Here is a 24,764-nt window from a genome sequence, read left to right on the forward strand (position 1 = left end):
TTTTTATGATCAAAATAGAGAGTAAATTGTACACATATTCATTAACTCCTGAGGTGTTATTATGATCTATAGCCAACATGCAGAAGAGATCAACAAAGCTGCCACCCATAACATTTGGCGATTTGTAGGAATCATCATAGCCGTAAAATTAGGCTTGGTTGCATTACCGAGCATCATATCTTCACTACATGGTTTGGGACATTTCTTTTAATTCCATTTTTTCTCAAACCTAAACAAGCAATGGTTCATGCTACTGGCATGAGCCATTTTTTTATGCGCAAACCACGCTCTTTTAACTGCACAAAATATCATCTTATCTGGACTTTTTGTTACTGGCTCGTTTATGCTGTTTCCATGCAGTGCACCCTTGTGCATATAGAATGTTTTTTAAAACGCTTAGAGGTGTTCATGAAGTGGTTTTTTGCAATTGTTTTTGTCCTGTTTTTATCTGCCTGTACCACTACCCCACAGCATAATAATAACTTTGCCATTGGCATGGTGAGCAGTGGTGACTTTCAATTTATTCAGTCTGGTGCAAAAACCTATGCATGGCATCCTAAATCTGGACAAGCGTATGTGGACGAGGATGCGGATAAAACCTCAGTGCAAACTATGTTTAACGAGGCTATAGGTAAAAGCCTTGCCGAGAAAGGCTATATTCGAGTACCAATGTCGCAACAACCAAACTTCCTGGTAGGATACGGCGTTGCCATTGAGTCCGAGCTGAGTGACGATGAGATTTTTAATAAAACTCACCTTGCAACGGGCATTCCTGCGCAAGATTTCGGTAATAGTGAGCAAAAAGGAACAATTGTCATCGCTATGTACAGTTACCCATTAATGGAACTGCGTTGGCGCTCTCTTGCTCAAGCAGGCGCTGGCCAAGAAAGAGGTACTCAGCAAATAAAAGGCTACGTAGATTCAATGCTTAAAGAGATGCCACAAGCTCAATAATTTGCAGACAAGCAAGGCTAATTTCTTTTAGCCTTGCGTTTTCACTGTGACTTAATTAACTCTTTATCCCGCTTGTAAACTGCCATATAAAGTTTGATATAAACCATCCGTTTCAATCAAATCTAAATGCGTACCTGACTGAATGACTTTGCCATCTTCTAGTACATAGATAAGATCGGCCTGTTTCACAGCTGACAAACGATGTGCCACAATCAAGGTAGTGCGGTTTTTTAAAAAACGATTTAATGCCGTATGCAATTGCGCTTCTGTTGACGTATCCAGCGCCGAAGTGGCTTCATCTAAAATAACCAGTTCAGGATTACTCAATACCATCCTTGCAATGGCCAGCCTTTGTCGCTGACCGCCGGATAAACGCACCCCTTGTCGACCAATATGCGAATCTAAACCATTAGGTAACGTATGTCGTAAATCGTTAAGTTGTGCCACCTCTAGTGCGCTCCATAGCTCATCTTCATGGTAGTCCCTACCTAAGGTTAAATTTTGGCGTAAAGTATCATTGAAAATCATCGGTTGCTGCAGCACTACCGCTAACTCTTGGCGCAATGCTTCATAACTGACCGCTTCAATGCTATGTCCATTGACTAATATTTGGCCACTGTCTTTCTGGTAAATCCCTAATAAAAGTTGAATTAAGGTCGATTTCCCTCCGCCAGAAGCACCGACTAATGCGACACGCTTCCCTTTTGGAATAGTCAGTGAAAAATCATTGAGGATATTTCGCTCTGAGTCATACGCAAAGCTAACGTTTTTAAATTCAATCTCTATCGGTTCGCCTTTAGTAAACGGATTGACGCTGGCTTGTGGTCGATGTTCTTCGGGCATTTCCAGTATGCCATTTAAGCGTTTCATTGCCGCTGATGCGCTATACCAAGAATATTGAATACTGAGCAGTTCTTGCACTGGCGATAACATAAACCATAAATAACCAAACACCGCAAAAATTTGTCCTATGCTCAAATCGCTAAACAACACCATTAACATGGCCGCCGCTCGGAAAATCTCAAAACCAATCAGAAACATTAAAAACGACAAACGATTGGCCGCATCGGATTGCCATGCGTATTTATCCGCATCCACTCGAATCGATTCTGCGTCTTGTTTTAATCGCCCTAAATATTCTTGCTCTCGATTCGCCGCTCGCAACTGATAGATGCCATCTAAAGTTTCCACTAGTCGCTGCTGGAAGCGTTCAAATGCTTGGTTTTCTTTCTTTTTAAGGTGTTTAACTCGTTGTCCAAGGTGGCGAGACAAATAAATAACCACCGGGTTCATCAAAATAATGAACAAGCCTAACTGCCAATTGAGCCACAATAAAATCCCACCAGTCCCGATAACCGTTAATACACTGATGACAAATCGGCTCAGTGTTGAACCAATGAATTTGTCTATAGTTTCAATGTCGGTGACTAAGTGAGATGTGAGCCCGCCACTGCCTTTTTCTTCATATTGCTGCATCGATACGCGACCCAACTTGTCCAAAATCCATTGTCGAAGCTGACAAGTGAGACGCTTTGAAACCAAAGTAAATTGACGAGTTTGCAAGATATTCAGTGCTTGGCTAACGATTCTCATCGCAATGATCATCAGCAGTACAGTGACTATATATCCTGAGGCGGTTTGTACGCTTTGCGGCAAGAAACTATTAAGAAACGCTAACCCTTGTGCGGGTTTATTCAGTAACACTTCATCCACCATAAGCGGTAGCAGTAACGGTATAGGTACACTGATTAACGTAGCTAGAAAAGCCACCACATTGGCGTAGATAAGCATTTTTTTATGTTTTAATGCTTGTTGATATAGCCACTGCTTATTGAGTGTTGGCGCAGTGCCAACGTCTTGTTTTATCACACAAGATCCTTCTTATTTTGGAGAGTGAATTGATGACAAATTGCATTAATTGTATCCGTTGTTGTACGCATTGCTGCATGTATTGAAATGAAGTTTAGTCATAGAAAGGATAGTTCAATCTAGATGGGGGCATTAAGATTAGTATGAGAGGCGCAGATAAAGATCATCAATATAAACAGCAAACACTCTACTATTACCAATCGTACTAAATTACGGGTCATTCTAGCTTGTTAAAATGCTCGATAACGGCGTTACAATTTTTGATTGTAGAATAACTACTTATCGAAAATTTCTGCCTTGTTCTCGAGCATTTTTCCTGCGCTAGTTCTGATCACTTACTTAATGTGATTGGTATAGGCTAAACGCCCAGTAGAGTGTTAATAGGTTAAGTCAAGTTAGAAGAAATATTCTAAGCTCACACCCCAGTTGCGACCGGCTTGTGTTTCAAAGTCCGTTTTCTCAGTGTTGCCTCGCAAATCTTCATACAACCAGTACTTTTCGTCCATTACGTTAAATAGACCAGCACGCAGTGTCAGATCGTTAATTGGACGGTAGTAAGCGGTGATATCAAGTAGGTTATAAGCTGGCGCTTCAACGTTATCTTCTTCTGTCCACTCATCTTTACTTGCCACCATAGTGAAGTTAATTAAACCACCGAACATGTTGTTTTCGCTGTCATAACCTAAACCAATCACACCCGTTAGCGGTGCAACAGAATCCAGTTCACGACCAGTATTCACATCTTCACCATAGGCGTAAGCCACACTTAACTTAGTGTAAGTCCCCATTGGTCCAAGCACTGTACCGGAGGCTTCTGCACCATAGATTCGCGCTTCATCAATGTTAACCGAAGTGAAAATATCACGTCCGGTTGCAGGATCGGTACCCACTTTTTCGGTAGTGATGAAATCGTCGTATTCATTGTAGAAACCACTGACTTCATACTGATAAATATTGCCTTTACCACGGAAACCTAGCTCATAAGAAAGACTCTTTTCCGCTTTCAGATCTGGGTTACCATAGAAGATAGCGCCTTGGTTGTAGAAGTAATAAAGATCGTAAACCGTTGGCGCTTTAAAGCCTTGGCTCACTTGAACATAAGGACTGAATGCATCCGCAACGTGGTACACCGCACCTACACGCCCAGTAAAGGCATCATCGGAGTTACTTGCATGAGTATCCGCGTAACCATCGTTTGCTTCTGGATCGGTTTTAAACGAGTCGTAACGAACGCCTGCTGTTAACACCAATTTTTCATCCATCAAGAAGGCTTGATCTTGGAAGAATACCCCCCATTGCTGAACCGTTGCATCCGGCAAACCTGTGCTACCCGGAGCTGAGCTTGGCGGAGCACCTGTACCACTTTGAATAAAGTGATCGGTATTCTCTAAACTAAAGTCGTTGTGTAAGAAACTCGCACCATAGGTCAACTCATGATAATGCGTATCTGCAACAATCACTTTATTAAACTGCATATCAAACTGGATAGAATCATCGCTTGCCACTCTTTGACGGTTGCGAATGCGATCTTGGTAAATTGGAAAACCATTCGCCGTGTAATTTGTTGTATCGTAGTTGTCTGAGTTCGATTCAGAGAGTTGGTATGACACTGTCCATTTCAGATCATCAGCGATCACGCTATTCAGTGCCCATTCATGATCTAAACCAATACGAGTTCGAGTAGTGTTATCTTTAGCACTGACGTCCGAATACTGGAAGCCAGGGAAAATTTCCCAACCCTCTTGAGAAAGCACGGTCTCATCGTAAGTTCGGTCAAAATACTCAAACGTCAAACCTACTCGATGCGCATCGTTCACTTGATAAAATGCTTTTACCAAACCGTTGTATAGCTCGGTATCAGCCGGATCCGCTGCCCCGCGATCTTCGCCATTAATATCAGCACCATCACCGTGCGTTTGATGCTCATTACCATCGGCATAAGTAAACATGGTTAATGTTTCCCACTTACCTTGACGCATTGCCCAGGTGGCGGTGTTTTTAAACTCATTATTAACCGATGAATAGCCAGATTTAATACCGAAACGATTTTCATCACCATCAGTGATTAATACATCATCCGGATTTTTGGTACGCATCAATACCACACCACCAATGGCATCTGAACCATACAGGCTAGACGACGAACCTTTACTTACTTCAATACCTGCTAAAGTGTCGGTTTCAATGGTGTTTGGGTATTTACGTTGTTGAGTCGAACCTGGATTGTATGAGAAAGGTTGCTGTACCGAATCCACCATCACTTTTACGCGGCTATTATCCATACCACGAATGTTGAAGTCTGAAACACCAAAGCGACCACTGCCTTGGGCTTGAACGCCTGGGGTATATTTCAGAGTATCTTTTAAATTATTGTTCATCTGCGAATCTAAGTCGTCGCGACTTACGGTTGCGACAGATGAAGAGACATCACTTTTATTTTGCTCTGTTTTTGTGGCTGAAACGACCACTTCATCAAAGGTAAAGGTTTCCTCAGCAAATACAGCTGAAGAGGCAACAATTGCACTGATGGCAACGGCTAAAGTTGTTTTTTTATACATGATTAGACCAAAAATCCATTTATAAAGTTGTAAAAGCCCTGCCGACTAAGAAGGCTCAAAGTCAGCATCAAGATTGGTTATAATTTTTTGCTCTCTATATGTGAGAGCTAGAGATTAGTTTTGTTCAGGTGTTAGCTCAGCCATGCTTTCTTTCTCATGCTGCACATGCCCTTCAGATAAGTGCAGAAAATCTACTAAATCATTACCTGATACATTGAATGCCTGCCCAAATCCTTTCACATAACGCCCATTACTTGGGGTGAGTTTATAGAGGTTAAAGTCGCCTAATTTGGCTAAATTTTGCGCCATTTCACCAAAACGTTGTTGCAATGCTTGCACCCCTTCAATCCCTTGTTGAGAACTTTTATCTAGATGCTCAGCAGTAGTATCAAATGTAAGGCGCTTTCTGGCGTGCACATTGTTGGCACAGGCTTCATCTTCTACCATCATGATCGACACATTCTTGTTCGATTTTAGATTCTTACCATGGGTGGCAAGATCGCTGACCAAAATGTAATAACCGGCATTGTTAAACGCAAAAGGCGCGTAGCTTACGTGCGGTAAGCCATCTTTGGTGATAGTGGCTAGCTGTAAACTCTTGCAAGTATCACGAAATTCTTGAACTTCAGGTCCTAAACGACCCTGTAGGCGCTCCTGCTTTATTTCTGCGCGACTCTTTTCACCTTGATCATGGGCACTCATTGTGCAAATTCCTTTTTAAGTTGAGCTAGTTTTTCTAATTGTTCAGGGAATAACTGACGTTTTTGGTCACGGCCCAAATAGACCTTGAACACGCACTCGCCAATCTTGTCAAAAAAGCCAATGTAGTGGCTTTCCATCTTATGAAATGGTTTTGAAACGACCGCAATATGTTTAACCAATTCCAGTTTCAAATGCCCATGTAATTCACCTTCACGACCCATTAGGTTGTAATAGCCGTGCGCCACCTTGCCTTTAGGGAAAGGCGCTTTGTATTCAAATATCGAACCACATGAATGCACGATAGTCGTTACTTTGCCCCATGCAGGCAAAGCTTCTAAAATAGCTTGTGCATGCTCACCGGAAATAGCGGTCATCATGCTAGAAGGCAGTACAAAAGAGATCTCACCTTCGGTTAAATCTAGCTGCGCCGACATTTCAGAGACAGGCACAGAGTCATCCTTCTCCATCAAAGTGGCAACAGCTTCTAAAACTTGTTGTTTGCTTAATTTGCTATACATTTCTATCCCCTAAAATCAATTATGCTGCTTGTGTTATTTTCTTGTTATGTGGTTGTGCTTGGTTGCTTGAGACAACCTGAATTAGATTTTGCGCTAGCGTGACAGACCAAAACTGCCCCGCTAAGGTCAACGATAAATAGCCACTACTAAGTTCAACTAAACCGTTCTTTTTCCACGCTTGGAAAAGGGGTTGTAGACGTTCGAACATTCCTTTTGGCAAGGCATTTGCGCTCAAGACACCACGATCAAATGCCGCTTTGATGATGCTTTCAATATGCGCGTTCGGTGAACGATGAAACGCCATTGCCGCGGCAAATTCATTCGCTTCGCCAGCGGCTATATATTTATCCATATCACGATATTGCATTGAGCTAATACCATTTACTGTGCCACCAGCGCCTGCGCCTAATGGCATCACTTGTGCAGACGTTTTTGCTAGGCTGTTATAAATTGAACGCTCGCGGTTGCCTGAACTCCAGTGATTGACACTCAAGCGTGTTTGATGGTGCTTCGCCATAAACTCAACACCCATTTGGAACATGCTCGCTTTGGTTTGTGTATTGGCGGGTTCTGGCAGTTTCCCTTGTGCGACTAAACGCCCCATCGGCAAGTTCTGCATCTCGATCAACTGATAAAGATCGACCCCATTAGCACCACTTTCTAGGTAAAGTTCTAGATCATTGGCCCATGTATCTAAGGTTTGATGTGGTAATCCATACAGCAGGTCAATCACAATCGGGGCACTGTTGTAACTCACAAAATGCTGTAAACGTTCTAACACCTCATCGCCGTCATTAAGGCGTTTAGCACTACGACGCACCTTAGTATCAAAACTTTGCACGCCAAAAGAGAAACGATTGATGCCACCTGCTAATGCCGATTCAAATTTCTGGTCGTCAAAACGATTAATGCGTCCTTCTAGGGTGAACTCGCAATCTGGAGTCAACGGGAAGTGACGACGAACCAACTGAGCCAACTCTTTAATTTGCTCTGCACTTAGATCAGTAGGCGTGCCACCGCCAATGTAAACCGCTTGGAATGGGTAATCTTGACTCCAAGGCATACTCGCCTTCCACAACAACTCTTTTTTAAGTGCGGCAAAATAGCGATCGATTAATTGGCTGCTAGAAGCGTATTGGAAAAAGTTGCAGTAGGTGCAGCGCACCCGACAAAAAGGAATATGGATATACAGACAGCGTGGCGTCTTTTCTCCTGAACCTGAGAAAGCGCTAGTTAATGTAGACTGCACCAAGTCTGGGGATACCGGCTTAGCCACTCCTCCTGCGTGCGCACCTTTTTTCTTCTCAAAGGCAAATCGCAACGGATCAGGTGTATGCCTGCCTATGATATCTAAATTGTCCAATTCAAGATTCATATCTACTTCTTACTTTCCATATTCTAAATAACGATTTGGCGGATTATTGTCATACTTCTTAATGATAATAAATCTCATTCAAACTGAATCGTGACCAAGATCACGATCTTAAATCGAAATATAAATGATTATTGTTCTTATTACGGCCTTATGTATACTCGCATTAATTCAGGATTAATTTATGACAATTTTGACGACAGTGAAGAAGTATAGATATTTAATAGCAGGTGCTATTTCCCTTTTAATTCATGGTGTTGCACTTTCTTTTTCTTCACCAAAACCAGAGATCACCCTTGCCAATGATCTGCAAGGTCAAGCACTTAACATTCAATTTATCTCTGTAGCACAAGTTAAAAAAGAAGCCACTCGTCAAGAGACTGAAAACAAACCTGCGCCTATGGAAGAGGCTCCACAGGCAATAGAAAAACCACTGCTGCAAGAAGTAAACAAAGAAGTTCAACCGCCAAAACCTAAACCAGTAACTAAACCTAAGCCCGTAGAAAAGCCACAGAAAGTTGTACAGAAGAAACCTGAACAGAAAAAGATAACCCCAAAACCAGTTGTGCCTAAACCTGTTCAAAAGCCAGTTACTACAGCTAAAAAACCCATTGAGCCAGTTAAGCCTGAGCCAAAAGAAGTGGCCAAAGTTGCCCCAGCAAAAACAACACAAGTGGTGAAAGAAAACTTAGATGAAAAAGTAAAAATAGATGACGTCACTGTTACTGAAGCGACTGAAACTACAACGGCCAGTGAAAGCGCTAAACCAAAAATGATCCGCAAGCCAACTTTCTCTGCCAAACCAACAGCAGTGAATTATCCCAAACTGGCCCAGCGACGTGGCTGGCAAGGTAACACCTTGGTAGAGATTTGGATAAATGAAGAGGGCCAGCAAATGAAACAGCTGATTGTGCACTCTTCAGGTCATGAAATTTTAGATATTGCGGCGGTTAAAGCCGTCACCAAATGGAAATTCCAACGTCGAAATGAACAAGGACAACGCATGGCGTATCGCGTGCAAGTGCCAATTAATTTTAAACTTAACTAGATTTAACACGAGCTCACTATGAACACCTTGATTACGCTTCACAGCCAATTAGGAATGATGACCATACCACTGACCGTTTTGTCAGCTCTCACGCTTATGCTCATCATCGAACGCACTTTTTATATGCTGCTTAATGGCAGAACTCACACCACACAAATATTATCCAAAGTGCACCGCATTGATTTTTCAAATTCTGAGCAAGTTGAAAAGTTCATTGAACGCGATCTGCAAGGTAAAACTATTATGTTTCAAGCCATGCGCATGTTGCTTGGTCATCGCTCTTTTACTAAAGATCTCCGAGAAGAAGCCGTTAGCATCTGGTTGTTTAAAAAACGTCAGCAATATAAATCAGGCATACGTACCCTTTCTATCATAGGAGTCATCAGCCCTTTGATTGGTTTGCTTGGCACGGTATTGGGCCTAATTGAAATGTTTAAAGGCTTAGCACTGACCTCAGGATCGATTTCTCCATCAGTTTTGGCTGATGGCTTAGGCTTGGCAATGTCTACCACTGCGGTCGGGCTATTAATTGCTTTGCCTGCCATTACTGGCGCGCAACTGCTTAGCATGTGGATTGAAAAAACCTTAGCGACTATCGAATACACCTTAAATCACAGTAACTTACACATTGAAGGTATCTCTATTGAGTGTCCTGATAATGCAAAGTCATGTGAAGAGGTCGTTGCATGATCAAATCTCAGTCTTCTCTGTTTGATGAAGAATTTAAACCCGATTTGACTCCCCTACTCGATATTATTTTTATCGTGATGGTGTTTCTTCTATTAACGGCCAATATCACCATTAAAACAATGGAGGTGGCCATTCCTCAAACAGAAGATGCGCAGGTGCTCAGTGATCAGGATAAAACGGTGATTACCGTGAATATTTTAACCTCTGATCCTAAGTGGGCCATTGATGGGGAGAGCTTTGCCAATTGGAATGCTTTTACCCGTACCTTATTAGAAAAAGTGACAATGTCACCAGAAAGAGATTTGATTATCTCGCCCGATAAATCTGCCGATGTGGAGTCGATGCTAAAACTGCTCGCTTGGCTACAAACCAACAATATTGATGCGACAAACATTGTCATGGAAGAGAGTACCCAATGAAACAAACACTTTTATTCATCACCCTAGCGTTTTTCTCCTCGTTTACTTTGGCTAACACGCAAAGCGAACCTAACAGAATCATCAGCGTCGGTTCTAGCGTTACCGAACTTCTATACGCGTTAGATGCTAAAGATCAATTGGTCGCGATTGATATCACCAGTAAACATTTTGATCCTGCCGGCGAGTTGCCGCAGGTGGGTTATCATCGCCAACTGTCAGCGGAAGGATTAATGGCGCAAAATCCTACTCATATTATCGGCTCTAACGAGATGGGCCCTGACACTGCTCTTGCCTTACTAAAATCTGCGGGCATAAAGGTAATTACTGTCCCTGCGGGCAACAGTGAAGCTGATTTAGATGCACGTATTGATACGGTAGCCAATGTCACAGGCAAAGAAGTGCAAGCCATTGAGCTAAAAGATAAACTTCACCAACAAATGGAAAACCTAGCCAAGCTTGATCCTAAGCATCACCCTAAAGCTATTTTTGCTATGTTAAGTGAAGGTCGCCCTGCCACTATTGCTGGCTCTGAAACGACTGTAGACAAAGTCATTCAACTTGCCGGTGGTAAAAACCCGGCAAATCAAGACTTTAACTCTTATAAATCCATGTCTTTTGAAGCTATTATCAATATCCAACCCGACTACATTTTAGTGCCACAACGCACTTGGGATGCGATGGGCGGACAGCAAGGTATTCTGCAAAAATTCCCTCTGCTAGCAGCCACTTCAGCCGCTTCCAACAACCAAATTATTCCAGTACCGGGTAGCGCTCTTATTGGCGGATTTGGTATTGAAAGCATTGAGTTGAGCCGAACTCTTTATCAAACCTTCCAGCGCGACTAATTATGAACTTTGCACCCTCAATTAAACTATCAACGCCAACCTTACTCAGTATTGCGCTGATTTGTGTTTGCTTCACTAGCGTGCTTTCCATCAGTGTTGGACCTATGGAGATCAGCTTTAGTCAAAGCATGAGAGCCTTAGCCTCCAATGTTGAGTTTTTGGATCTGCATGATGGGGCACTGCCTGCACATATTCATATGATAGTGCAGCAAGTGCGCTTGCCTCGAACCCTACTGGCCATCGCCATAGGTGGCATATTGGCGATTTGTGGCGCGGTAATGCAAGGGCTATTTAGAAACCCTCTTGCCGATCCTGGCATTATTGGCGTTTCTGCAGGCGCTGCACTTGGGGCGGCGCTGGCAATTGTGGTATTTGGCTCATTGGCGCAAAGCTATCCGCAACTGTTGATGTTTGGCACTGTGCCTATGTTCTCGTTTTTAGGTGGCGCGATCACCACTTTATTGGTCTATCAACTTGGCACCTCACCCACAGGAACCTCAGTCACTATGATGCTACTTGCCGGGGTAGCAATTGGCGCACTTTCAGGGGCTATGTTGGGGCTGTTAAACTACTTTGCCGATGACCAAGCCCTTAGAGACTTGTCTCTTTGGACCATGGGCTCGCTCGCCGGTGCCAATTTCTCGGGCGTAATATTTGCCTTTAGCGTGCTCGTTATTCTTGGCCTTTTATTTTACCGAGACGCAGAGAATTTAAATGCCTTATTGTTAGGCGAAGCTGAGGCGAATCATCTGGGCATTAACGTGCAAAAACTAAAAGGTCGATTGATTCTACTTACCGCCGCCGGCGTTGGGGTAACCGTTTCTCTAGCGGGAATGATAGGTTTTATCGGCCTAATAGTTCCGCACATTGGGCGCATGATTTCAGGCCCAAATCATAAAACTTTGTTGCCTCTGGCTATGGTATTGGGCGCTCTGCTGCTACTTATCTCAGATATGTTATCGCGCATTTTAATTGCTCCCTTAGAAATCCCAGTAGGGATCATTACCGCGGTATTAGGCGCCCCTTTCTTTATTTGGTTACTTATCTCGCAAAAGGGACGAATTTAATGCGTATTCCAGTGGTAAAATGCAGCGATATTTCAGTCAATATCGGCAAAAAGTCCATTTTAGATAAGGTCAATATCGAGTTTCACTCTCATGAATTCACCGTATTGCTAGGCCCGAATGGCACAGGCAAAAGCACTTTATTAAAAACACTCAGCAATGAAATGCCCTACTCAGGCGAGCACCTGATCATGGGTAAACCTTTGCGAGATTGGGACAAAAAAGTGCTGGCTAAGCGGTTCGGAATTCTGCCTCAATCAAGCTCACTAACCTTTAATTTTACCGCGCAAGAAGTGGTTGAATTAGGCGGGTTAACTTTATCGGGAGGGCAGAAGAACATTACTCGCGTAGCAAAAAGGAAAATGGAAGAAACAGGGGTATTACACCTAGCCGAGCGCCTGTATCCTAGCTTATCTGGCGGTGAAAAACAGCGCGTGCATTTGGCGCGTGTGCTGACCCAACTAGACTCCATAGAACACAGCAAAATACTGTTTTTGGATGAACCAACCTCGGCGCTGGATTTAAGCCACCAGCACAACACTTTGCAACTTACTCAGCAACAGGCTAAACAAGGCGCTTGTGTGGTCGCCGTACTGCACGACCTAAACCTTGCCGCGCAATACGCCGATAGAATTGTCGTCCTCAACCAAGGCAACATAGTTGCCGACGGCACGCCGTGGGAAGTGCTGACCTCTGAAACCATTAAAGAGGTGTATAGTTGGCAAACACAAGTTATGCCGCACCCTACTCAGCAGCATCCAGTCATATTATCGGCTCACTAGACATTCATTTCTCTACATCTAGAGAGCGTTCAGTCCATAAAACCAGTGATCCATTTCGTTAACCGTTCCTTAAGCAATAGGTAGAAATAAAGGACAAGATCACCTTGTTGCTCCTTATAGCAGGAGCAACAAAACAAAAGCATAGCTTTTATCAACCCGCCACTTAAAGCAAGCGGCGTCGTAAACCCGTTCGCTCCAAGATGCGTGTCGAAATTTCTTCAACCGATAGTGAAGAGGTATTGATATAAGGTATCGCTTCTCGGCGGAACATCGCCTCTACCGTTTGTAATTCATACAAACATTGTGAGTCACTGGCGTATTCACTGCCTGCTAAGCGGTTCTCTCGAATCTCCATCAACCTTTCGGCTTCAATCGTTAACCCAAACAGTTTGTGTCGGTAGATTTCAAATTCTGGCAACAGCTTTAAGCGCGCTAGGTCATCATGGATAAATGGGTAGTTTGCTACGCGTAAACCAAATTGCATCGCCATATACAAACTAGTTGGTGTTTTGCCACTTCGAGAAACACCCAATAAGATGATGTCGGCTTCTTCCAACCCTTTTAGCGTGATGCCATCATCGTGTGCGAGCGTATACTCTATCGCAGCAATACGATCGAAATACTTAACTGAATCCTTATTTACACTGTGTGAGCGCTGCAATTTAGGAACAGGAGCCATCTGAATGTCATCTTGTACTTTCTGCACTATGCTCTCTAACACGTCATAACAGTGCGCGGGCGCTCCGAGCAGCTTGGCCTTGATATCCGGTATCACAATCGAAAAGAACACCAGCGGTTTTAACCCGGTATCACGATACGAAACTTCAATCTCTTTTAATAAATCAGAAAGTTTGTCTTCACTTTCCACAAACGGAAAGGTTTTTGCATTGGCTTTGAATGGAAATTGACCTAGAACAACACGCCCTAAAGTCTCACATGTTATAGCCGTTCCATCAGAAACATAGAATACGTCACGATTTTGAATATCAATTTGCATTTTTTATTTAATGTTTAAAATTATTTTGAGTAGGATGGTCTCCATAATATAGATAATAAAACCCTGCTGACTATTACCTCCCCCACAGCTTTAAAAAATAATTTACATTTTTTTAAACTGATACGTAATCGTTTGCTTTTAAATCCCTACAATGCTTGCTATGTTTCTGGAGAAATAAATGCAAAATAATACTCTATGGTTCAATGGACTATCCATGGAAGATGTCGACAAAGTCGGCGGTAAGAACGCTTCACTGGGCGAGATGGTTTCTAACCTGTCCAATGCTGGTGTTTCTGTTCCTAATGGTTTTGCTACCACTTCGTATGCGTTTAACGACTTTCTTGACTACAAAGGTCTCGATGAGCGCATTCATCAACTACTTGATGAACTTGATGTTGAAGACGTCGACGCACTGCGTAAGACAGGTGCAACGATTCGACAATGGGTTCTAGACGCACCTTTCCCAGAATCACTAGAGCAAGATATCCGTGATAACTACCGCGAACTAATTGAAGACAACGAAGAATTGTCTGTAGCGGTGCGCTCATCGGCAACCGCAGAAGATCTTCCAGATGCTTCATTCGCAGGTCAGCAAGAGACCTTCCTTAACGTGAAAGGTATCGATGCGGTACTCGAAGCAACCAAGCACGTTTACGCATCACTGTTTAACGACCGCGCTATCTCTTACCGCGTACACCAAGGCTTTGACCACCGTGGCATTTCACTGTCTGCGGGTATTCAACGCATGGTTCGTTCAGACAAAGCCTCTTCAGGCGTGATGTTTACGCTGGATACTGAGTCTGGCTTCGACCAAGTGGTATTCATCACCTCTTCTTGGGGTCTCGGCGAAATGGTTGTACAGGGCGCGGTGAACCCAGATGAATTTTACGTTCATAAACCAATGTTAGAAGCGGGTCACTACCCAATCGTTAAGAAGACGTTTGGTTCTAAGCTGATCAAGATGATCTACTCAACCAACCAAGAGATTGGCAAGCAAGTTGATATCATCGATACCGACACGCAAGAGCGTAACGAGTTTTCACTGAACGATGAAGAGATCAAAGAACTGGCAAAACAAGCGATGATCATCGAGAAGCACTACCAACGTCCGATGGACATTGAGTGGGCTAAAGACGGCATCGACGGTAAGTTATACATTGTTCAAGCACGTCCTGAAACTGTATGTTCTCAAAGCGATCAAAACGTTATTGAGCGTTACGAGCTAAACAACAAGGCCGATGTCTTAGTTGAAGGCCGTGCTATCGGTCAACGTATCGGCTCAGGCCCTGTTCGTTTGGTTGACTCTCTAGAGCAAATGTCACTGGTCCAAGAAGGTGACGTACTGGTCACAGACATGACAGACCCAGACTGGGAACCTGTGATGAAGAAAGCGTCTGCGATTGTCACTAACCGTGGCGGCCGTACTTGTCACGCTGCAATCATTGCTCGTGAGCTTGGTATCCCTGCGATTGTTGGTTGTGGTACCGCAACAAGCAGCCTAAACATTGGCGATACCGTAACAGTGTCATGCTCAGAAGGTGAAACAGGCTACGTTTACAACGGTGAACTCAACTTTGAAATCAAACGTTCTGAGGTTGATGAGCTACCAATGCTACCCGCTAAGGTAATGATGAACGTAGGTAACCCAGATCGTGCTTTCGATTTCGCACAAATCCCCAACGAAGGTGTTGGCCTAGCTCGCCTTGAATTCATCATCAACAAGATGATCGGTATTCACCCGAAAGCCCTATTGAACTTCGATGCACAAACTGACGAGCTAAAAGCAGAAATCAGCGAACGTATTCGCGGCTACAAAGATCCAATCGATTTCTACGTAAGCAAACTGACAGAAGGCATCGCGACTATCGCATCTGCGTTCTGGCCTAAGCGTGTAATCGTACGTATGTCTGACTTTAAGTCAAACGAGTACAGCAACCTAGTCGGCGGTAAAACGTTTGAACCGCATGAAGAGAACCCAATGCTGGGCTTTCGTGGCGCATCTCGTTACATCTCACCGGTATTCGAAGACTGCTTCGAGCTAGAAACTCAAGCGATCAAACGCGTTCGCAACGAAATGGGTCTTAAGAACGTTGAAATCATGATTCCATTCGTTCGTACTCCAAGCGAAGCGGCATCGGTTATTGACATTCTGGCTAAGTTTGATCTTCGCCGTGGCGAGCAAGGTCTAAAAGTTATCATGATGTGTGAGCTACCATCGAATGCAATCTTGGCTGACGAGTTCTTGAAGTACTTCGATGGCTTCTCTATCGGTTCAAACGACATGACACAACTGACTCTTGGCCTAGACCGAGATTCAGGTGATGTGGCACACCTATTCGATGAGCGTGACCCTGCTGTAAAAGCGATGCTGAAAATGGCTATCGATGCAGCAACCAAAGCAGGTAAATACGTGGGCATTTGTGGCCAAGGCCCATCTGATCATGACGACCTAGCAGAGTGGTTAATGGAACAAGGCATCAGCTCTGTTTCACTAAACCCGGATACGGTTATCGATACATGGTTGAAGCTTGGTAACGTCATAAATAAGTAGATAAATAAGAACGCTTCATGCAATACCTAACAAAGCCCTGCTTCAACAAGAAGCAGGGCTTTGCATTCACAAACACTCCGATTTATAGACTAATTATGCAAAACTGATGCTGTTTTCTATTTAGTTAACCGCCTTCACTAAAGGCAGCACTCGGAAACCATCGCGCATCTTTTGGCTTGGCATATAATGACGGAACGCTAGGTTAAATACGCCAGAGTCGTTCTTAGTCGCAATATTGTTTGGCGCATCATCACCACAACCAAAGCTCACGGTATAAGTACCATCGGCATTTTTAGTCGCCGTATTCGAGCTGACATTTGCCACATCGTTAAACATAAAGCCCTGTTTGTTATATACAGTTACTGACCAAAAAGCCTGATTTTCTGGGTCTTCAAAAGTCGCTTGGTGACAAGTATCTGCAGGGAAGTTACCTGATACCTCATAAATATTGTCTTGCAGTTGCGCCCCGCCCCAACCGATTGCCGCACCTACCGCATACTTCTCTTCTGTAAATAGCTCTTTGGATTCATCTTGCGGATCAGTAAACATACCTGCGGTTGCCTGAGCACCATCTCGTTTCAATATGATTGGCATCTCCGCTTTCAGCTCTTTTTCTACCTTTTCAAAAGGGCCTTTTTGTACTTGTGGCGCTTTAAATTCTGCGCTCGCTTTTGCGTCAATGGTCATTTTATCTTGAATCGCATGCACTTCATCTTCGGTAAATGTCGCATCGGTACGAACAATCACATACACATGGTCGCCAGCATGAGTAGAAAGATCAAAAGTACCCGAACCGTATTGCATTGCCTGAATGCGGTGATCTTCTGTAATCACTTCCATAGACATGTATTTGCCTTCTGGAATTTCTGGAAGCGTAATCGTTGCCCCCTGTGAAACGTTAACAACAGCCATCGAATAGAATGTATCTCGGTTCATGCGTACGGGCTGTTGATCGGTCGGAGTGAGAACGCGCTTATGTTCAAAGTTATTCACGCCCACCTTTTCTTGAACTTTCAGATACTGTCGCGCCGTTTCGTAGATTGCATACAATCCAAACCTCATAGTGACGCTTTTAATTGGCAGATTAAACACAAAATAACCGAGCACCTACGAGCTCGGTTATTTTTTACAACCAAGACTCTGCAGAGCGAATGTTATCAAAACTTCCATATATTCACTTTAGTTATAAGTATGTTCTTTTTATGCTTTAAGAGGGTGGGTATTTAATAGATTATTCCTACGACGATAAATTAACTCTAAGGTATTGATAAATATAAATATTACCAACAAAATCACATCAGTGAATTTTCCCTTAGTCCTTCTCTGCCTATCTTAGATAGCTTAGTTATGAGCCAAAGCTATCGATTGTTGTTAGCTTGCTATCACATCTTAATAACAGGGATAGACATCTATTATGGATACCGCTCGACTTACCCACTTAAAAGCCCTTGAAGCTGAATCAATTCAGATCATCCGCGAGGTGACTGCTGAGTTTGAAAACCCAGTAATGCTTTACTCTATTGGTAAAGATTCTTCTGTATTACTTCATCTTGCACGAAAAGCCTTTTATCCAGCTCGAGTGCCATTCCCGCTTTTACATGTCGATACCAACTGGAAATTCAAGCAGATGATTGAATTTCGTGATGAGCTCGCAGAAAAGTATGAGCTTGATCTGATTGTGCATAAAAACCAACGTGGTTTGGATATGGACATTAGCCCTTTCACTCATGGCAGTGCTAAGCACACTGACATCATGAAAACAGAAGGTTTAAAGCAAGCACTTAATGAGCATGGCTTTGACGCCGCTTTTGGTGGTGCCCGTCGTGATGAAGAGAAATCTCGCGCTAAAGAGCGCGTCTATTCTTTCCGAGATCAAAATCATCGTTGGGACCCTAAAAACCAACGTCCTGAACTTTGGCAAATCTATAACGCTCGCGTAGATAAAGGCGAAAGCATCCGTGTATTCCCACTATCAAACTGGACTGAACTGGATATCTGGCAATACATCTACTTAGAAAACATCGACATGGTTCCGCTGTATTTTGCTAAAGAGCGTCCTGTAGTGGAACGTGACGGCACACTGATCATGGTTGATGACGAACGTATGCCTTTAGAGCCGGGCGAAACTCCGCAAATGAAAAAAGTCCGTTTCCGTACCTTAGGCTGTTACCCGCTTACTGGTGCTATCGAATCAAAAGCTGAAACACTTCCTGAAATTATCCAAGAAATGTTGCTCACAGCGACTTCCGAACGACAAGGGCGCGTGATTGATAACGACTCCTCCGGTTCGATGGAGAAGAAGAAGATGGAAGGCTATTTCTAAGCCCCATTCGATAACTCGTTACCCAGATATATAGGGTAAGCCAACGACATAGCGTAAGCCAAAAACGGAAATATTTGACAAGGATTACCGATGAACACAATTTCAAATCTACTTTCATACGATGTGGAAGAGTACCTAAAACAACACGAAAACAAAGATCTGTTGCGCTTTATCACCTGTGGCAGTGTCGATGATGGTAAATCAACCTTGATCGGTCGCTTGCTATACGACAATCAGCTGATTTTTGAAGACCAGTTATCTGCGATTCAAAAAGACTCAAAAAAATACAACACCACTGACCAAGAATTCGATTTGGCCTTACTGGTTGATGGTTTGCAGTCTGAACGTGAGCAAGGCATCACCATTGATGTGGCGTACCGTTACTTCACTACAGATCAGCGTAAATTCATCATTGCGGATACTCCCGGACACGAGCAGTACACGCGCAACATGGCCACCGGGGCTTCAACCTCTGATTTGGCGATTATCCTAATTGATGCGCGTCACGGCGTACAAACTCAAACTCGCCGTCACTCCTTCATTTGTTCACTGCTGGGCATTAAACACGCCATTATTGCAGTAAACAAAATGGATACCGTTGAATACAGCCAGCAACGTTATCAAGAGATCAAAAAGGAATATCGTGAGTTTGCCAAGGCGCTGAATTTTGACAGCATCCAGTTTGTGCCGGTCTCTGCACTGCATGGCGATAACGTGGTATTCCCAAGTAAAAATATGGGTTGGTACCCAGGTTCTACCTTGATGCGTCTACTCAACTCTGCGCAAACCAACAAAGGCAAAATAGAAGGCGAATTCCGCTTCCCTGTGCAATACGTTAACCGCCCTAACCTCGATTTCCGTGGTTTTTGTGGCACGGTAGTGTCCGGTGAGATTCGTGTAGGCGATCGCATTCAAGTATTGCCATCGGGCAAAGAAAGCAAAGTGAAGTCGATTGTTACCTTTGATGGCGACCTGACATCTTCATTTGCAGGGCAAGCCATTACCCTAACCCTAGAAGATGAAGTAGATATCAGCCGCGGCGACGTACTAGTGCGCCCTGATCAACAGCCTCATCACAGTAATGCTCTGGATTGTAATATCGTTTGGATGAACGAAGATGCGTTGCAGTTAAATCGCGAATATCTGATCAAGATCGGTACTAAAACCGTGACGGGGCAAGTATCAAAAATTGCTCACCGTGTTGACGTAAACAGCATGCAAAAACTGCCGGCGACTCAGCTAAATCTGAATGAGATTGGTCAGTGTCACTTAGACTTTAACGAAAAAGTAATTTTTGATTCTTACGACAATAACCGTATTACGGGCGCGTTCATCATCATTGACCGCTTTACCAACGCAACGGTTGGTGCGGGTATGGTGCAAGGCGCATTAGAGAATCAACAAAAAGCCACTCATGCCTATTCTGAGTTTGAGCTTGAGCTAAACCAGCTAGTTCGTAAGCACTTCCCGCATTGGGATGCAAAAGACCTACTCGGTAAGGCATAACCAATGAGCACGAGCCTTCAAAGCGGCGTTGTATTGCTGGTTTTTGTAACCACAATTGTTGCTTTAATTCGTTTTCAGAAACACCCGGCACGGGTGTTTGGTCTGGCATTATTGACCTTATTTTCATTGAATCTTGTCACCAATGAACAAGTCATTAATGCTGGCTCCAATGAAGGGTTATTAACCCTGATTCTGCTAATGCTGTGCTCTATTGCTCTGGAAAAAACGCGCGTATTACGAATTATGGCACAGTTCGTAATACGCCCAAGCTATGGCGAGACATTCGCTCGCCTATTTGGCTTTACTGTTGTTTTCTCTGCATTTCTCAATAACACAGCCGTAGTTTCAAGCCTATTATCGCCAATACGCAACAACCCCCATCACAGCGCGACTAAGCTGTTATTACCTCTTTCTTATGCCGCCATATTAGGCGGAACATTGACCTTAATTGGCACCTCCACCAATTTGATCGTCAATAGTTTATTACTCGATACCGATTTACCCCCGCTCTCTTTCTTTGACTTCACTGCGGTCGGGTTATGTGTGGTGGTCGCTTGTGGCTTAATGCTCACGCTATTACTGCGCTTTTTACCCAACAATGAAACCGATACCCCAGTTAGCGACAGCTATTTTATTGAAGCGAGCGTCTCTAATGGTTCAAGCTTAATTGGCAAAGACATCAATCAAAATGGTCTGCGTCATATGGAGTCTTTGTTTTTAATTGAGATGGAGCGACAAGGCAGCATTATCAGCCCAGTCTCCCCTACCGAAGTACTAGAAGCGAACGATCGTCTGTTTTTTAACGGCGATGTATCCAAAGTCTCGCAATTGACTCATTACAATGGGCTGGAAATTTTTGCCGAAAAAGAAGGATTGGCTTCAAAAAGCTTCGTTGAGGCTATCTTATTACCACAAAGTAACCTGGTGAACCGCTCTCTTAAAGAGTGCAATTTCCGCCAACAATTTAACGCAGGCGTGGTCGCAATTAAGCGCAACGGCGTGCGATTATCCGGCAAGTTAGGTGAAGTCAAACTAAAAGCCGGAGACTATCTGGTGCTTACCGCCGGTGAGCCACCTTCGCTTGCCCCCGCTTTTGAAAAACACTTTATTTTGCTTAGCGATATTGAAGTGGAAAATAAGCTCAAAGGGCTGGGCGAAAAAGCCACCCTATGTAGCTTTGCGATTGCACTGCTGTGCGCATCAATCGGCATTGTCTCTTTATTCAAAGCCATGTTGCTACTGTTTGGCGCTCTATTATGCTTTGGCGTGCTCACTTTAAATGATGTCACTCAGCGCTTTCCCTATCATATTTGGCTTATCATCACCTCAGCGATTGTGATGTCATTTGCGATACAAAACAGTGGCTTATTTCAGTATTTAGACACCATATTGGTCAGTAATAACCTGACATTAAGCCCGCATGTGGCGTTAATTATTGTGTTTATTTCAACGCTGCTACTAACTGAATTAGTGACTAACAATGCCGCGGCGGCGGTGACTTTCCCCATCGCTTATTCGCTGGCGCTGAGCTTAAATGCCAACCCGATTGCGTTTGTCATGGCGGTGGCCTTTGGCGCCAGTGCTAGCTTTATTAGCCCGTATGGATACCAAACCAACTTAATGGTGTTTAATGCAGGTCAATATAAGCTCTCAGATTTTGTAAAAATAGGCGCGCCAATCAGCATTATTTACAGCTTTACCGCTATTTTCGCTATCGAACATTTTTTTGGCTTGTAAGATGGTTCTTGCGAACCACTGCACACTACATCACTGCACCACGACAAGGAGTAACGTTTTACTATGACAACGGAAAATATTGTGTGGCATCAAGCCTCAGTATCGGCAAGTCAGCGACAAGCACTAAAAAAGCATAAATCAGCAGTGCTTTGGTTTACCGGGTTAAGTGGCTCGGGTAAATCCACCATTGCCAATGCCGTGGAAGTGAAACTCAATCAACTGGCAATGCACAGCTATCTTCTTGATGGTGATAATGTTCGACACGGTTTAAACCGCGATCTGGGCTTTTCCGATCACGATAGAGTTGAAAATATCCGACGCATTGGTGAAGTAGCAAAGCTGTTTGTCGATTCGGGCACTCTGGTACTGACCGCATTTATTTCTCCGTTTATTCAAGATAGAGAACAGGTTCGTGCACTATTGCCAGAAGGTGATTTTATTGAGGTGTTCGTGGATACACCCTTAGCCGTGTGTGAAGCGCGCGATCCAAAAGGCTTGTACAAAAAAGCGCGCAGTGGCGAAATAAAACACTTTACAGGGATCACATCAGATTACGAAGCGCCTATCGCGCCAGAAGTGCACCTTAAAACTGACCAATTATCTATCGAGCAAACAGCTGAGCAAGTCGTTCAATATTTACGAGATCACGGTTATGTCTAGCTCATTAACGCATTTTGACGTTTTTAATGGCGATGCCGATGGTATTTGCGCCCTGCTACAATTGCGTAAAACAACGCCAATAGATGGGCAACTGATCACTGGCGTAAAGCGCAATATTCAATTATTGCAAAGCATCATCCACTCGGAAAACATCGATTCTGTGTGTGTATTGGATATCTCGATGGAGAAAAACCAAGCCGCCCTACAAGCGCTACTCGAGCGCGATATTGCAACCTTTTACTGCGATCACCACAGGACGGGTGCTATACCAGAGTCGACGTATTTGACTACGCAAATAGACACCTCTCCTGAGACTTGTACTAGCCTTCTGATCAATCAATACCTGAGCGGCGCTCAATATTTATGGGCCTGTACCGGCGCTTTTGGTGACAATTTGATGACTCAAGCAACCGCGCTAGGCCAGCAGAATGGGCTGACCAATAATGAGATTGAGTTTTTAAAACAGCTTGGCACTTTGATTAATTACAATGGTTACGGTCACAGCATCCAAGATTTGCACTTTCATCCGCAAGCCTTATATCAAAAGCTCTATTCGTATCCCTCTCCTTTAGCCCTGCAAAGCGATAAAAGCAGCGTCTTCTATCAACTAAAAGAAGGCTTTGATTCAGATTGGGCGCAAGTACAAAGCATCGAGCATTACCATAGCAGCTCGCACATTGCGGTGTATCTATTGCCAAACCAAGCATGGGCAAGACGCATCAGCGGCACCTTTGGCAACTGGCTTGCCAATCAATACCCAGACCAAGCCATCGCGGTAATTACAGCAAACCCAGAGCAAGAAACTTATACAGTAAGCGTACGAAGCCCATTGAATCGTCGTGAAGGGGCGGATGAGCTTTGCAGTCAATTTCCAAGCGGTGGTGGCAGAAAGGCTGCCGCAGGCATTAATGCACTGCAGCAAAGCCAGCTAGATGAATTTATCGAAAAGATGCAGCAGCAGTTTGCTATCTAATACATTGAAATAATTAAGGTTCCTACTTATTTTCTACTCATGTAGGAGCCTTAGCTAAACCATTTACCACGAAACCACTCAGCAATTACACTCAAAAACGAATAATTACTTCTCAGCAAGTTTCCTATAAATCATACCATTGTGTTGTTACATTTAATGCCACTGATTGCAGGCTATTGTGATACACACCCATCGCAACGACTGCTCACGCAAAAATCTTTATCTCTTACGCTAAGACATAAATTCGCATCACAGTTAACATGGAGCTGGCATCCTTGCATTCTTCTTCAGATAAAAAACTCAAACACATTTGGCTTCAAGCTCGATTTTACGTACTAAGTAAGATGTATCACGCTACATACACTCGTATCGAATCACTTTCAAATAACAATGATGTGTTCCGTAGTGCGATTGAACAAAAGCCGCGATTAATTGAAAAGGCATTAAAGCCGTATCTGTTTGTTGATTTACCGGTTAATGAACGAATGAAGTTGATTGAGCAGCACTTTGATTTGCTTAACTCCACGTTCAATACTGAGATTAATCAAGTCTTCGGTAAAGGTTTACCTCTGGTCGACCTAACCGATTCTAAAGGCAATCAATTTACTCTGATTTTGTTTGATGGTGAGATGCGTGAAGGTTCATTGGGCTTGCGCTTAATCAACGATTTAAACCAAACCATTTACTCTATTACGTTCAATCTATCAACTGATCCTGAACCAACTTTACATGTTGGCGCGCTAAAAGGACCAAGTGAGAAAATTGAAGATAGAAACCAAGTCATCAAAACCTTAACTCGCTCATTCCACGGTCTACGACCAAAAGCGTTAATGGTTGAAGTGGCGTTAATGTTTGGTAAGTCTTTGGGCATCAACAAATTTGTGGGCGTATCAAATCGCGGCCACATTTACCAAGCCTTACGTTATAAAGGCTCTAAAAGTAAATCTGTGACATTTGATTATGATGAGTTGTGGGCAGAATATGGCGCAGAAAAAGCCGATAAATATCGCTACCTGATCCCAGCTAATCCAGAGCGTAAAGACCCGTCTGAGCTGAAGAAAACCAAACGTCGTTTATACACAAAACGCTATGCTTGGTTGGACGAGCTAGAGACGAATCTAAGCGAGAAAATCAAAAGCTTATCTGTTAATCACGACTAGCTAGATCGTGATTAACAACGCCTCATTTAAAACGAA

21 protein-coding genes are annotated in these 24,764 nt (G+C 43.5%); 14 read left to right on the top strand and 7 right to left on the bottom strand.

The features are described from left to right. Positions 1-408: 408 nt before the first annotated feature. Positions 409-954, top strand: coding sequence for a DUF4136 domain-containing protein (locus tag QV280_RS16240; protein WP_152820062.1), 546 nt, complete (start codon positions 409-411; stop codon positions 952-954). Between the two features lie 63 nt (positions 955-1,017). Here QV280_RS16240 and QV280_RS16245 read toward each other — a convergent pair whose 3' ends face one another. The 5 genes from QV280_RS16245 to hutW form a co-directional block, all read right to left on the bottom strand. Further along, a complete protein-coding gene (locus QV280_RS16245) occupies positions 1,018-2,745 on the bottom strand; it encodes an ABC transporter ATP-binding protein (protein WP_152820839.1) in 1,728 nt (575 codons plus the stop codon). Between the two features lie 473 nt (positions 2,746-3,218). Continuing rightward, complete coding sequence (locus QV280_RS16250) at positions 3,219-5,381, bottom strand: TonB-dependent hemoglobin/transferrin/lactoferrin family receptor (RefSeq protein WP_023402986.1); 2,163 nt, start codon at positions 5,379-5,381, stop codon at positions 3,219-3,221. A gap of 114 nt (positions 5,382-5,495) precedes the next feature. After that, positions 5,496-6,083, bottom strand: coding sequence for a heme utilization protein HutZ (gene hutZ, locus QV280_RS16255; RefSeq protein ID WP_023402985.1), 588 nt, complete (start codon positions 6,081-6,083; stop codon positions 5,496-5,498). Continuing rightward, positions 6,080-6,601 carry a heme utilization cystosolic carrier protein HutX gene (hutX, locus tag QV280_RS16260; RefSeq protein WP_023402984.1) on the bottom strand — a complete coding sequence of 174 codons (522 nt, stop codon included), beginning with the start codon at positions 6,599-6,601 and terminating at the stop codon, positions 6,080-6,082. Before hutX ends, hutZ begins: the two co-directional genes overlap by 4 nt. A 19-nt stretch (positions 6,602-6,620) precedes the next feature. Further along, positions 6,621-7,976 (bottom strand): heme anaerobic degradation radical SAM methyltransferase ChuW/HutW, encoded by a 1,356-nt coding sequence (gene hutW / locus QV280_RS16265; RefSeq protein ID WP_152820063.1) that lies wholly within the window; start codon positions 7,974-7,976, stop codon positions 6,621-6,623. Positions 7,977-8,157: 181 nt separating this feature from the next. Between hutW and QV280_RS16270 the strand changes: the two genes are divergently transcribed. Genes QV280_RS16270 through QV280_RS16295 form a run of 6 tightly spaced genes read left to right on the top strand, consistent with a single transcriptional unit; the run spans position 8,158 to position 12,821 of the window. Then, entirely contained in the window at positions 8,158-9,021 is an 864-nt protein-coding gene (locus QV280_RS16270; RefSeq protein ID WP_152820064.1) for an energy transducer TonB, read from the top strand. 18 nt (positions 9,022-9,039) lie between these two features. Next, complete coding sequence (locus tag QV280_RS16275; protein ID WP_023402981.1) at positions 9,040-9,711, top strand: MotA/TolQ/ExbB proton channel family protein; 672 nt, start codon at positions 9,040-9,042, stop codon at positions 9,709-9,711. Continuing rightward, positions 9,708-10,130 carry an ExbD/TolR family protein gene (locus QV280_RS16280; RefSeq protein ID WP_152820065.1) on the top strand — a complete coding sequence of 141 codons (423 nt, stop codon included), beginning with the start codon at positions 9,708-9,710 and terminating at the stop codon, positions 10,128-10,130. The genes QV280_RS16275 and QV280_RS16280 overlap by 4 nt, the downstream gene beginning before the upstream one ends. Next, entirely contained in the window at positions 10,127-10,975 is an 849-nt protein-coding gene (locus tag QV280_RS16285; protein ID WP_152820066.1) for a heme/hemin ABC transporter substrate-binding protein, read from the top strand. Before QV280_RS16280 ends, QV280_RS16285 begins: the two co-directional genes overlap by 4 nt. 2 nt (positions 10,976-10,977) lie before the next feature. Beyond that, positions 10,978-12,042, top strand: a complete 1,065-nt coding sequence (locus tag QV280_RS16290) for a FecCD family ABC transporter permease (RefSeq protein WP_152820067.1) — start codon at positions 10,978-10,980, stop codon at positions 12,040-12,042. Further along, positions 12,042-12,821, top strand: coding sequence for a heme ABC transporter ATP-binding protein (locus QV280_RS16295; RefSeq protein WP_152820068.1), 780 nt, complete (start codon positions 12,042-12,044; stop codon positions 12,819-12,821). The genes QV280_RS16290 and QV280_RS16295 overlap by 1 nt, the downstream gene beginning before the upstream one ends. Positions 12,822-12,984: 163 nt before the next feature. Here QV280_RS16295 and ppsR read toward each other — a convergent pair whose 3' ends face one another. Beyond that, positions 12,985-13,818, bottom strand: coding sequence for a posphoenolpyruvate synthetase regulatory kinase/phosphorylase PpsR (gene ppsR, locus QV280_RS16300; RefSeq protein ID WP_023402976.1), 834 nt, complete (start codon positions 13,816-13,818; stop codon positions 12,985-12,987). Positions 13,819-13,996: 178 nt separating this feature from the next. On the opposite strand from ppsR, the gene ppsA reads away from it, so the two are divergent. After that, positions 13,997-16,369 carry a phosphoenolpyruvate synthase gene (gene ppsA, locus QV280_RS16305; protein ID WP_152820069.1) on the top strand — a complete coding sequence of 791 codons (2,373 nt, stop codon included), beginning with the start codon at positions 13,997-13,999 and terminating at the stop codon, positions 16,367-16,369. A gap of 120 nt (positions 16,370-16,489) precedes the next feature. Here ppsA and QV280_RS16310 read toward each other — a convergent pair whose 3' ends face one another. After that, positions 16,490-17,431, bottom strand: coding sequence for a DUF1254 domain-containing protein (locus tag QV280_RS16310; RefSeq protein WP_152820070.1), 942 nt, complete (start codon positions 17,429-17,431; stop codon positions 16,490-16,492). Between the two features lie 352 nt (positions 17,432-17,783). Here QV280_RS16310 and cysD point away from each other — a divergent pair, with 352 nt between their 5' ends. The 6 genes from cysD to QV280_RS16340 all read left to right on the top strand — a co-directional run bounded on the left by cysD (position 17,784) and on the right by QV280_RS16340 (position 24,728). Continuing rightward, on the top strand, positions 17,784-18,692 hold the full coding sequence (gene cysD, locus QV280_RS16315) for a sulfate adenylyltransferase subunit CysD (RefSeq protein ID WP_021713596.1): 909 nt from the start codon (positions 17,784-17,786) through the stop codon (positions 18,690-18,692). 90 nt (positions 18,693-18,782) lie between these two features. After that, positions 18,783-20,198 (top strand): sulfate adenylyltransferase subunit CysN, encoded by a 1,416-nt coding sequence (cysN, locus tag QV280_RS16320; RefSeq protein WP_152820071.1) that lies wholly within the window; start codon positions 18,783-18,785, stop codon positions 20,196-20,198. Positions 20,199-20,201: 3 nt separating this feature from the next. Beyond that, positions 20,202-21,935: an SLC13 family permease gene (locus QV280_RS16325; protein ID WP_023402972.1), complete on the top strand. Its 1,734-nt coding sequence runs from the start codon at positions 20,202-20,204 to the stop codon at positions 21,933-21,935. Between the two features lie 63 nt (positions 21,936-21,998). Next, complete coding sequence (gene cysC / locus QV280_RS16330; RefSeq protein ID WP_023402971.1) at positions 21,999-22,595, top strand: adenylyl-sulfate kinase; 597 nt, start codon at positions 21,999-22,001, stop codon at positions 22,593-22,595. Next, positions 22,588-23,568, top strand: a complete 981-nt coding sequence (locus QV280_RS16335) for a DHHA1 domain-containing protein (protein ID WP_152820072.1) — start codon at positions 22,588-22,590, stop codon at positions 23,566-23,568. The genes cysC and QV280_RS16335 overlap by 8 nt, the downstream gene beginning before the upstream one ends. A 275-nt stretch (positions 23,569-23,843) precedes the next feature. After that, on the top strand, positions 23,844-24,728 hold the full coding sequence (locus QV280_RS16340) for a VirK/YbjX family protein (RefSeq protein WP_253912531.1): 885 nt from the start codon (positions 23,844-23,846) through the stop codon (positions 24,726-24,728). Positions 24,729-24,764 lie beyond the last annotated feature (36 nt).

Source organism: Vibrio sp. B1Z05, assembly GCF_052955985.1.

Excerpts from the sequence above, each read along its gene's own strand:
- QV280_RS16240 (WP_152820062.1), top strand. The coding sequence starts at position 409 with ATGAAGTGGTTTTTTGCAATTGTTTTTGTCCTGTTTTTATCTGCCTGT.
- QV280_RS16245 (WP_152820839.1), bottom strand. The coding sequence starts at position 2,745 with ATGCTTATCTACGCCAATGTGGTGGCTTTTCTAGCTACGTTAATCAGT.
- QV280_RS16250 (WP_023402986.1), bottom strand. The coding sequence starts at position 5,381 with ATGTATAAAAAAACAACTTTAGCCGTTGCCATCAGTGCAATTGTTGCC.
- hutZ (WP_023402985.1), bottom strand. The coding sequence starts at position 6,083 with ATGAGTGCCCATGATCAAGGTGAAAAGAGTCGCGCAGAAATAAAGCAG.
- hutX (WP_023402984.1), bottom strand. The coding sequence starts at position 6,601 with ATGTATAGCAAATTAAGCAAACAACAAGTTTTAGAAGCTGTTGCCACT.
- hutW (WP_152820063.1), bottom strand. The coding sequence starts at position 7,976 with ATGAATCTTGAATTGGACAATTTAGATATCATAGGCAGGCATACACCT.
- QV280_RS16270 (WP_152820064.1), top strand. The coding sequence starts at position 8,158 with ATGACAATTTTGACGACAGTGAAGAAGTATAGATATTTAATAGCAGGT.
- QV280_RS16275 (WP_023402981.1), top strand. The coding sequence starts at position 9,040 with ATGAACACCTTGATTACGCTTCACAGCCAATTAGGAATGATGACCATA.
- QV280_RS16280 (WP_152820065.1), top strand. The coding sequence starts at position 9,708 with ATGATCAAATCTCAGTCTTCTCTGTTTGATGAAGAATTTAAACCCGAT.
- QV280_RS16285 (WP_152820066.1), top strand. The coding sequence starts at position 10,127 with ATGAAACAAACACTTTTATTCATCACCCTAGCGTTTTTCTCCTCGTTT.
- QV280_RS16290 (WP_152820067.1), top strand. The coding sequence starts at position 10,978 with ATGAACTTTGCACCCTCAATTAAACTATCAACGCCAACCTTACTCAGT.
- QV280_RS16295 (WP_152820068.1), top strand. The coding sequence starts at position 12,042 with ATGCGTATTCCAGTGGTAAAATGCAGCGATATTTCAGTCAATATCGGC.
- ppsR (WP_023402976.1), bottom strand. The coding sequence starts at position 13,818 with ATGCAAATTGATATTCAAAATCGTGACGTATTCTATGTTTCTGATGGA.
- ppsA (WP_152820069.1), top strand. The coding sequence starts at position 13,997 with ATGCAAAATAATACTCTATGGTTCAATGGACTATCCATGGAAGATGTC.
- QV280_RS16310 (WP_152820070.1), bottom strand. The coding sequence starts at position 17,431 with ATGAGGTTTGGATTGTATGCAATCTACGAAACGGCGCGACAGTATCTG.
- cysD (WP_021713596.1), top strand. The coding sequence starts at position 17,784 with ATGGATACCGCTCGACTTACCCACTTAAAAGCCCTTGAAGCTGAATCA.
- cysN (WP_152820071.1), top strand. The coding sequence starts at position 18,783 with ATGAACACAATTTCAAATCTACTTTCATACGATGTGGAAGAGTACCTA.
- QV280_RS16325 (WP_023402972.1), top strand. The coding sequence starts at position 20,202 with ATGAGCACGAGCCTTCAAAGCGGCGTTGTATTGCTGGTTTTTGTAACC.
- cysC (WP_023402971.1), top strand. The coding sequence starts at position 21,999 with ATGACAACGGAAAATATTGTGTGGCATCAAGCCTCAGTATCGGCAAGT.
- QV280_RS16335 (WP_152820072.1), top strand. The coding sequence starts at position 22,588 with ATGTCTAGCTCATTAACGCATTTTGACGTTTTTAATGGCGATGCCGAT.